At 53.9% G+C, this 9,506-nt stretch carries 7 protein-coding genes; 1 reads left to right on the top strand and 6 read right to left on the bottom strand.

Going from position 1 to position 9,506, the window contains the following annotated elements:
* Positions 1-225: 225 nt before the first annotated feature.
* Positions 226-3,576: a glycoside hydrolase family 2 TIM barrel-domain containing protein gene (locus AC5OW4_RS06185; RefSeq protein WP_195548007.1), complete on the top strand. Its 3,351-nt coding sequence runs from the start codon at positions 226-228 to the stop codon at positions 3,574-3,576.
* Positions 3,577-3,801: 225 nt separating this feature from the next.
* Here AC5OW4_RS06185 and AC5OW4_RS06190 read toward each other — a convergent pair whose 3' ends face one another.
* The 6 genes from AC5OW4_RS06190 to AC5OW4_RS06215 form a co-directional block, all read right to left on the bottom strand.
* Positions 3,802-4,269, bottom strand: a complete 468-nt coding sequence (locus AC5OW4_RS06190) for a GNAT family N-acetyltransferase (RefSeq protein ID WP_195395677.1) — start codon at positions 4,267-4,269, stop codon at positions 3,802-3,804.
* Positions 4,270-4,271: 2 nt separating this feature from the next.
* Positions 4,272-4,595 carry a hypothetical protein gene (locus AC5OW4_RS06195; RefSeq protein ID WP_195395678.1) on the bottom strand — a complete coding sequence of 108 codons (324 nt, stop codon included), beginning with the start codon at positions 4,593-4,595 and terminating at the stop codon, positions 4,272-4,274.
* A 148-nt stretch (positions 4,596-4,743) separates the two neighbouring features.
* On the bottom strand, positions 4,744-6,111 hold the full coding sequence (locus AC5OW4_RS06200) for a sulfatase family protein (protein ID WP_195396226.1): 1,368 nt from the start codon (positions 6,109-6,111) through the stop codon (positions 4,744-4,746).
* Positions 6,112-6,113: 2 nt separating this feature from the next.
* On the bottom strand, positions 6,114-7,658 hold the full coding sequence (locus AC5OW4_RS06205; RefSeq protein ID WP_200798766.1) for a DUF3604 domain-containing protein: 1,545 nt from the start codon (positions 7,656-7,658) through the stop codon (positions 6,114-6,116).
* A 115-nt stretch (positions 7,659-7,773) separates the two neighbouring features.
* The gene (locus tag AC5OW4_RS06210; protein ID WP_308559591.1) at positions 7,774-8,586 is read right to left on the bottom strand and encodes a PTS system mannose/fructose/sorbose family transporter subunit IID; all 813 of its coding nucleotides are present in this window, start codon (positions 8,584-8,586) and stop codon (positions 7,774-7,776) included.
* Complete coding sequence (locus tag AC5OW4_RS06215; RefSeq protein WP_072683796.1) at positions 8,579-9,373, bottom strand: PTS mannose/fructose/sorbose/N-acetylgalactosamine transporter subunit IIC; 795 nt, start codon at positions 9,371-9,373, stop codon at positions 8,579-8,581. The genes AC5OW4_RS06210 and AC5OW4_RS06215 overlap by 8 nt, the downstream gene beginning before the upstream one ends.
* Positions 9,374-9,506: the final 133 nt, after the last annotated feature.

A 9,506-nucleotide genomic window follows, 5' to 3' on the forward strand; every position in this document is an offset into this window, starting at 1 on the left:
TTTGCGATAACTTTGAGCCTTTCATCCTCTCTGTTCGAGGATCCTCCTTGAAAATCCTATTTCTATCCAAACGCTGCATCCGCCTCGTTTTCCATACCTGCAGTATTCCTGCTTTGACATTCGCAGACTTTCGGGAAGCGCAGCTTTTCATGATCTTCCAGCAAGCCGGCATTTTCTCGCTTTGTGAATTATGGTATAGTGATGATAACAATTTCGGAGGTTTTCATGAAAAAAATCATACTTGGATTGGTTATCAGCGGCCTGATCTTAGGCGGCTGTTCATCGAAAATGGATCAGTTTGTCGAACCGCAGGGTACGCCGCGGCCGAGCATTGAACCGCTGCCGACCGACGCTTCGTTTGCGGGCGAGGAATGGTACGATCAGATGGAGGTCTGGCAGCTTCACCGGGAACCGGCCCGGGCTGCCCTGACGCCTTATCCTTCATCCCAGCAGGCGCTTCTGGCAGAGACCAGCGCTCTGGATGAAATCAATGCCGCCTCGTCCTCGCGGATTCAGTCGCTCAATGGCCGCTGGGCGTTTTACTATGCCGCCAAACCGACGGACCGTTTAAAAAACCTGGCGGGCTACGACGCGCAATGGTATTGGGAAGATTGGGACACGTCGGATTGGGATCAGATCGACGTACCGTCCAATATTCAGACTCAGTGGAAGGAAGACGGCAGCTTCCGCTATGAGCCTCCGATTTACATCAATCAGATTTATCCGTGGCTGAACTATGAAGCGATCCAATACGGCGCACAGGGGCAGCCCGTCGCCGCGACCGCCGTCAACAGCGTCGGTCACTACAAGCGCGAGTTTACGCTGGATGAAGGGCTGCAGAACAAGCATGTCTTCCTGCGCTTTGAAGGTGTGGAGTCGGCGTTTTATGTTTATATCAATGGTCAGCCGATCGGCTACAGCGAAGACAGCTACACACCCGCGGAGTTCAATATCACGCCTTACTTAAAGGAAGGCGTCAATACGATCGCAGTCGAGGTCTACCGCTGGTCGGACGGCAGCTACTTTGAAAATCAGGATTTTATCCGGCTGTCCGGAATTTTCCGCGATGTAACCTTGATCGGGCGGGAAGCGGTGGAAATCCGCGATCTGTTTGTACAGAGCGATCTCGCTGAGGACTACGCCCAGGCGCAGGTTCAGGTTGACGTCGATCTGCGTAATCTTTCGCAGCAGCCGCAGGCAGGCTGGACGCTGGAAATGGAGCTGGTCGATCAGGGCCACGCCGTGTTCAATCAGCCCCTGAACCTCGAAAGTCCGGAATTACCCGTACTGGAAACAACTGAAAATCAGACGGGAACTACGCTGAGCGCTCATTTCACGATTGATCAGCCGAAGCTGTGGACACCCGATCAGCCGCATCTTTACTCGCTTGTCCTCACGCTGAAAAACGCAGCGGGCGAGGTTATGGAAAGCGTTTGCCAGCGGATCGGGCTGCGCGGAATCGAAGTTCAGACCGTCGACGGTGTCCAGCAGATGCTTCTCAACGGGAAACCCTTGATGCTCAAAGGCGTCAACCGCCATGAAACCGATCCAGTCAAGGGCCGGGCCTTGGGCGCGCAGGAAATCATCACCGATCTGAAGCTGATGAAGGCCTACAACATCAACGCCTTCCGCACCTCGCATTATCCGAATCATCCGCTGACCTGCGACGTTGCGGATGAGCTGGGGCTGATCGTCGTGGATGAAGCCAACATTGAATCGCATATCGGAGAGAAGGAGCTGGGCGTTCCCGGCAACAATCCGCTCTACAACGGATTGATCATGGACCGGACCGTCAGCATGGTCGAACGGGATAAAAACCACGCCAGCGTGCTGTTCTGGTCGCTGGGCAACGAAGCGACGTATCACGAATATGAAATGAATGAAAATTATCCGTTTTACAACACTTCGATGTGGATCCTTCAGCGGGATCCGAAGCGTCTGCGTGTGTATGAGCGCGACAACCGGATCGGCGATACCCGCGAAACGTCGATGGTCGATGTGGCCAGCAGTCAGTATTGGACGCTGGATCAGCTCAAGGATTACGCTAAGAAAAACAAGCACGCGTTTTTCCAGTCTGAATATATTCACGCGATGGGCACCGGCGTCGCGAATTTAGCGGAGTATTTCGCGCTCTTTAAGACCTGTCCGCAGCTGCAGGGGGGCTTCATCTGGGATTTCATCGACCAGACGATTCTGACCGGCGATCCAGCCACAGGCCAATTCTATTACGGCTACGGCAGCGACTGGGGGACGCCGCTCAACGACGGTGATTTCTGCGGCAATGGCTTAGTCAATGCCGACCGCACCCCGAGCGCAGAGCTGGAGGAAGTGAAGAAGGTCCAGCAGGACGTCAGCTTCACCTATGATTCCCAAAAGCGCCGGTTAACGATGACCAACGAATTTCTGGCGACCGATCTGAATGCTTTTGCGGTCGAGCTGAACTTCTACCAGAACGGCACGCTGTTCCATACGACAGCCTTAAGCGAAGCAGAAAAAGCACTGCCGCCCGGGATGTCCAAAACGATCGACGTCGCGCTGCCGGATTATGATTCCGACGCGGAAGTGATTCTGGAGATCGACGTGAAATACAGCCAGGATCAAAGCTGGGCCAATGCTTATGGTGGAAAACAGGGCGATATCCTGGCGTTTGAACAGTTTGTTCTGCAGGAAGGCAAGCCTGCGGCATCCGTGTCCCCGGATCTTTCGCTGACCGTAAGCGAGCAGGAGGGCAAATGGACGATTCAGGGCCAGACTGAACAAAATCAGGACTTTGAAATGATTCTGAATCCCGCAAAAATGGAAATTGAAGCTTACCGGCTCGGCGATCAGACCTTTCTGACCGGCGGTCCGCAGCCGTCGTTCTACCGTGCCGAAACCTCCGGCGATCCGCAGTTCTCCGAAGCAGTCCGGCAGGCTGGCAAAGCGGTTGAATACAAGTCGCCTTCGATTCAGCGCAAAGAAGAAAACGGCCAAGTAAAACAGCTGTCGATCAAGGCTTCCGGGACGATCAACGAATTCAACACCGGTCTGGAAACGGAGATTACCATTCAAGGCAACGGTCAGGTCGCAGTGGCGATGACGATGAAAGTGCCGTCGAAAGAGAAGGTCGGTCCACTCGCCCGGGCAGGGCTGACGCTCAGTCTGGACGCTTCGTTAAACGAGATCCGCTACAATGGCCGCGGACCCGAAGAGAATTACATCGACCGCCATACCGGTTCCCGGTTGGGACAATGGACGGCAAAGATTAATGATTTCTATAACGATCAGCTGCTGAAACCGCAGGACAGCGGCAACCGGACAGAGGTCCGCAGCCTGACGCTCAACGGTGAAACGAACGCGCTGACCCTGACGTTTGACGAACCCGTCGGCATGAACATCATGACCTGGGATGAACTTTCACTCGCCTCCGCCGCGCATCTGAAGGACGCGCAAAAGTTAGATCAGCCGCTGCTGCATCTGGACGCTGCCCAGCGCGGATTGGGCAACGGCAGCTGGGGCGCAGAGCCGTTAAAAGAATATCAGATTAAGCAGAATCAAACCTACACGGTTTCGTTTCAAATCAAACCCGGTCAATAATCCCTATCGCAGGATTCCAGTCTGAAATACTCCGGTTGCCAGCTCTGAGGAAAACAGACCGGCTCCTGATGAATCGTTCAGGCAATCCGGTCTTGCGAAAGGAATGATGGAGAATTCCGGTTTACAATCGGATTTCCCTGTGAATTCAATGCATCTTGTAAAAAGCCGCCCGATTTCGATCATGAAATCCAACGGCTTTTCTTTCTTCATATCTGCGTAAGCAAGCTAAAGTTTCTGATAAAACACCAACGTCATCCGGGGATTCACCGCCGCGGTTTTTCCTGTCTTCCGATATCCCATTTTCTCATAGAGATGGACCAGACGTTCCTCCTGTAAAATCGTATCCAGCTCCCATCCCCGCTCGCCATGGATTTTCTCAGCTTGTCGAATCGCTTCCTGCGCATAGCCCCGGCCCTGAAACTGCGGGAGAATGAACATCGGGGAAAGGCGCTTACGACTTCCATCCTGCTTGTCGGTGACGCTGAGCACGCCAACCGGGTTCCCATCTACGTCAATGAAATAATAATAACGGTCTTTTTGCGAACAGCGAAGCCGCAGTTGGTCCAGCGATTGATTGGCGGGACTGGTATCGTAATCCTGATACCGTTCCAACAGCTCGCGAAAAGCAATTTTCTGCATTTCCCAGATGACCGGCGCATCCTCCGCGGACGCTAAGCGTAACAGCAGCCGCATGATCAAGCCTCGCGCTTGGCCGCGGATTTCCAGCAAAGCCAGCCTGAGCCGCACGAATAGGCGATCAACAGCATCCCCGCCGGCCACTCTTTCACGATCTGCCCGGTTTCTCGCAGCCCCATTCCGATCAACAGAGCACCGACCGCAATCCTAAACAGACAACCCAACGCGATTTTCCTGGCCATCAGGACAGCGCCAGCCGCGAGAAGTGCGGTACACACCCAAGCCAGGGGACTGATCGCTCCAAAATCGCCGAACACTCCTCCGAAAAAACCGTAGAACAAGCCGGCCAGCACAGCCGGAATAAAATAGAAAAGCTTTGCCATCCGCCGATCCTCCCTTTCTAAATAATGTTAATCATTCCCGCATCGTTGGTCTTATTCTATCATAAATTCCAGAGCTGCCGGAGGATTCCTATACAAAAAGCGCTGAGGAGCGGAATTTTCCGTTTCTCAGCGCTTTACTTTCGCTTATTTATTGCCAGCGCCCGCGCGGATCGTAATCCTGCGGATCCTTGCTTGACGCGTTGACGCATTCTTTTCTGTTTACCTTGTACTCCGGCTTCATTTCCAGCTCACCGTGAAGGATCGGATCCTGCGTCCGGATCTGGAACGTTCTGAGTTTTTCACGCAGGTCTTCCAGAATTTCCTGATAGCGCGGATCCTGCGCCAGATTCTTCCGCTCACCCGGATCGTAATAACAGTCGTACAGCGCTTCCGTATCTTTTGTCTGCGTAGCTAAATCGTTGCGCATGTAGAAATCCTTGGACGCCGACGAGTCCATATTCGACAGGTTCAGCTTCGTCCAGCTTTCATCATAGTAGCGGATATATTTATACCGGCGCGTGCGCACGCAGCGGATCGGTTCATAGCTGGTATGGAAATTCACCTCGGCAAAGATCTCGGAGACCGGCTCCGCGCTGATGTCCTCGAAGACTTCCGCAAACGAGGTGCCTTCCAGATAGTCTGGTTTTTCCAGCTGAAGCAGATCGCACAGCGTCGGCATCACGTCGACATGCGAAACCAAGGCGTCGATCACCTGGCCGTTGGCCTTCGCCCCCGGCACCCGCATGATCAGCGATACGCCGATCCCGCTGTCGGTCAGATTGCATTTATTAAACGGCAGTGCAACGCCGTGATCGGTCGTGAACATCACGATTGTTTTCTCCATCAGCCCTGTTTCCTTCAGCTTGGCGATCACCTTGCCGAAATTCTGATCCATGTAATAGGCTGAAGTCAGAAACTGTGCCTGATCGTGCCGGGTTTCCCCATTGTCGTCGATCGGAAACGGCGGGCGTACATAGCGCTCATCCACCGCCTCGCAGATCTCAACCGGATAAGGGCGATGCGTGCTGTGCATGCCATAGCTGAGGAAAAACGGTTCGTCCGCTTTGGCCTGATCCAGCCATTGGCAGACATGATCGGCGTTGATGGCGTCCCACAGATGCAGGTCTTCCTTTTTATACGGATCTGCGGAAGCGGTCAGCACCTCGTTGTAGCCCAGCTTGCCGGGCGCATCGGCATCCAGATACCAGCCGGATTCATGCTGGATGCCGCACAGGACAGTATGATAGCCATGACGCCCCAGAAACTGCGCCAGATGGCGTCGATAGTCGGTCAGTCCAAAGCCCCGCTGAGCCAGACCAAGCATCCCGTTTTGATGCGGATAAGTCCCTGTCAGCAGCGCCGCGCGGCTGGGCGAACAGGTCGGCCCCGCGCAGTATGCCTGGGTGAACACAGCGGCATCCCTGGCAAACGCCAACAGATTGTCCGTCGGCGCGTTTACGCCGTAGGGGCTTACCATCCGGCCGCTGTCATGGGTGTGGATATACAGAATATTCATGACTATTCCCCTTTCTTTTCAACAAAGACCGGGCTTGTCCAGGCGCATCCTCCGTTTCTTTCCCAGATCCGTAAGCGCAGGTGCTTGACGTCGCTCAGATCCAGCGTTCTTTCCAGCTGGACATGATAGCCGTTTTCCACAACGGCCTGGCCGATTTTGAATTTATACGCGTTATGCCACCACGGATCAGTCCGGTAATAATCTGTGAAGTTAAAGCGATCTTTCACCAGCTGACGCGCTTCCTCTTCCAGCTCCACGACCCGCGAGGTCTTTAACAGATCCCCGACTGCCAGCGGATATTCAACGCCGTCGACGCTCAGCAGCACCGTGCCTTCCCGATCGGTTTCCACTTCAAAGATAAAGCCTTCCGTCGTGACAGCCGACGGTCCCATCCACTTGCCAGTGGCCGTTGTCTTGTACGTTGTCAGATCAAATTCGCAGCGGTTATCCGTCACGTCGTGCAGATCCTGTCCGAAGTTGCTCCAGCATTTTTCGATGCTGAGGAGTTTTCCACCTGGAACTTCCAGCGCGCCTTTCCATTGACGCGAAGCGATGTCCGGGAAAATCCGGCGGTCCGGTCCCCAGCCGAATTCCACTTTAAATTTGAAACGGATCGTCTCACCCAGCGGCTTGCGCTCCCAGGTGGAGGTATGCGGAATCATCTCCACAACCTGATTGTCTTCAATGACTTCAATCCGGTCGATCGCGTCGCTGCCGATCACGTCCAGCGTCAGTTTCGCTTTCGGATTTGGTTCGATGACATCGCCCATCAGCTTGCCGTCGACCTGCATCCTGACCTGAATCCGATCCTTCGATACGCCGTAGGTATGACGCTTCTGCATCGCGTCCCAGATCGCTTCCTTCGTGTTGCCCTCGGCTAAGCAGGCCATGTAGCCAAAGCCATAGACGCAAGGAGCGGAATGGTTGTCGCCCGAGGCGATGACGCCGAATTTGTAGCCATCTTCCCACCCCCGTTCAACACAGGTTTCGCCCGTCCGCGGTCCCATGTGGACATGGCGCGTCATTTCAATCGGGCCGTTGTCGTTTTCACTGCTGCCGTGGGAAGAATAGATTTCCACAAACGGCGAGAAGGCTTCGTTATGCGTGGCCCAGTTCTTGCCGCGGTTTTCCAGCTGATAAGCCAGATGATGCGGAATCCCGATCACGTCCTTACCCGCATAGGCTTGGACCAGATCCGCATAGCGCAGCGGATATTCCATCTTCTGCCGGTTATCCTTGCAGAAAACATTGTGATCGCCATCCTGTCCGGCGCCCTGCCACTCGTAGCCCATAAACATCGGGAATCCGGCGGCGTTGACTTTCTCCGTAAACTCGCGCAGTGCTTCCCAGTCTTTTTCAATTACGTCTAATGGATAACGGTCTTCCACGCCCAGCCCCGTTTCATCCTTGCGCATGGTATAAGGATAATAGGCGATTGGCCAGAAATCCATCATCTTCTGTACCTGGTCAAACCATTGCGGCAGTTCGTTCATCTGTTCGTGGTGGATGTTGCTGTGCATATCCGTCCAAAGAATTTTATAATCCATACGTCTATTTCCTCCCTTTATCGTTATTGTTTACACTCATTTCTGTTTCATCAGAGAATGAAGATTCATTTTCTGATGAAACAGACAGGCGCAATCAGCGCCTGACTGTCGTGAATTACATAATGCCTAACAGAACCATGACGGCGGCCAGACCCAGGATGCCCAGAATCAGCTTGTTGCTGTTCCAGCCCTTTTTGTCCGCCAGCAGCCAGCAGCCCACGGTGACCAACATCGGGACCAAAGTCGGCATGATCTTGTTCAGGATTTCCTGAATCGAAACGGTCATTTCTCCTGCCGTGAAGACAAACTTGATCGGCGCAGCCACAGTCGTCGAAGCGACGCCGCCGATAACGATCAGACCGACCATCGTCAGTGCAGTCGTGATCTTATCTTTGATTTCCTTGTTCATCAACAGCTTGACGGCATCCATGCCTAAATCATAGCCCTTCATGAACATGAAGTATTTTAACGGAATGACGGTGCCCAGCCAGGCGATCACAAAGAAGATCGCGCCGATCGGCGAACCGCCGGCGGACAAACCGATTGCGATCGAAAGCAGGATCGGGCTGTAGGTTCCCATTAAGATGGAATCGCCGATGCCGGCAAACGGACCCATCAGGGCATTCTTGGTGCCCATGATCAGTTCCGCGTCGACTTCGCCGCCGTTGGCCCGCGCTTCTTCCAGAGCGATCGTGATGCCCGGGATGACGCTGCCCAACTGCGGTTCCGTATTGAAGAACTGCATGTGGCGGGTCAGCGCCGCTTTCAGTTCCTCCGGATTATCGCCGTATAACTTTTCCAGAGGTTTCGACATCGTATGACAGAAGGCCAAACCCTGCATACGTTCAAAGTTCTGCGCGCAGTGGTGGAAGAACATCCAAGTCCATGCGGCGTTCTTAACGTCCTTGCGGTCCAGTTTCTTACTCATCGTAATCTCCTCCTTCATCCGCGGCAGCCGCGTTGCCGGCGCCGTTATATTTCGCCATAACGAACAGCAGCGCGACGCCGACGGCCATAATGGTTAACGCGGTCGTCGTCATGCCGGTCGCCTGAGTGATGATCCAGCCCATTAAGAACAGCACGATCATCCACTTTTCGGCAACGATCTGCTTCAGCAGCAGCGCGAAGCCCAGCGCCGGAAGCATCTTGCCGGCAACCTGCAAAAACTGTAAGACGATCGGCGGCAGTGCGTGCAGAATCGCTTCCGCAGCCGGAGCGCCGAAGTAGCAGGCGATCGTTACGACGCTGACGCGTTCAACTAAATGCAGAATTGTGCCGCACAGGTTGTTGCGGGCGATTCCCGAAACATTGCCCTGTTCCGCACATTTATCGCCCCGGTGAACCCAATACGAGTTGACCGTCATCGTGAAGTTGTGCATCGCGGTGCCTAACGCGCCTAACGGAATGGCTAACGCGATCGCCGCTTCCGCGCCGCCGCCCGCGACCATCGCTAACGGAATACCGATAAACGCCGCGTAGTTCACATCAGACGGCATCGCGCCGCCCGCGACGATCTGGCCCAGATACATCGCCTGAACCGCTACGCCGCACAATACGCCGGTGGTGACGTCCCCCAGAATCAAACCGACGATAGCGCCCGCTACCAACGGTCTGCCGACACAGTAGAATCCGCCAGTCGTACCAAACAGCCATGGTACCTGGTTTCGGCCGAGATAAGCGAATACGCCTATCAGGAGTGCCTGAATTAAAGACATAAAGTTTTTCCTCCCTATTTCTCATAAACCCCTCAAGGTTTATCTCCGAGTCCATTGTATTATCAATACCTAAATTTATCAATACAAATTTTGTAATTTATTATCAATTCAAGTCACATTTTCTCAATTTGTA

It is taken from the genome of Holdemania sp. (assembly GCF_986127675.1).

What these genes read in the sequence shown, in the direction of transcription:
- AC5OW4_RS06195 (WP_195395678.1), bottom strand. Translation starts at nt 4,595, where the DNA reads ATGGCAAAGCTTTTCTATTTTATTCCGGCTGTGCTGGCCGGCTTGTTC.
- AC5OW4_RS06210 (WP_308559591.1), bottom strand. Translation starts at nt 8,586, where the DNA reads ATGAGTAAGAAACTGGACCGCAAGGACGTTAAGAACGCCGCATGGACT.
- AC5OW4_RS06215 (WP_072683796.1), bottom strand. Translation starts at nt 9,373, where the DNA reads ATGTCTTTAATTCAGGCACTCCTGATAGGCGTATTCGCTTATCTCGGC.
- AC5OW4_RS06190 (WP_195395677.1), bottom strand. Translation starts at nt 4,269, where the DNA reads ATGCGGCTGCTGTTACGCTTAGCGTCCGCGGAGGATGCGCCGGTCATC.
- AC5OW4_RS06205 (WP_200798766.1), bottom strand. Translation starts at nt 7,658, where the DNA reads ATGGATTATAAAATTCTTTGGACGGATATGCACAGCAACATCCACCAC.
- AC5OW4_RS06200 (WP_195396226.1), bottom strand. Translation starts at nt 6,111, where the DNA reads ATGAATATTCTGTATATCCACACCCATGACAGCGGCCGGATGGTAAGC.
- AC5OW4_RS06185 (WP_195548007.1), top strand. Translation starts at nt 226, where the DNA reads ATGAAAAAAATCATACTTGGATTGGTTATCAGCGGCCTGATCTTAGGC.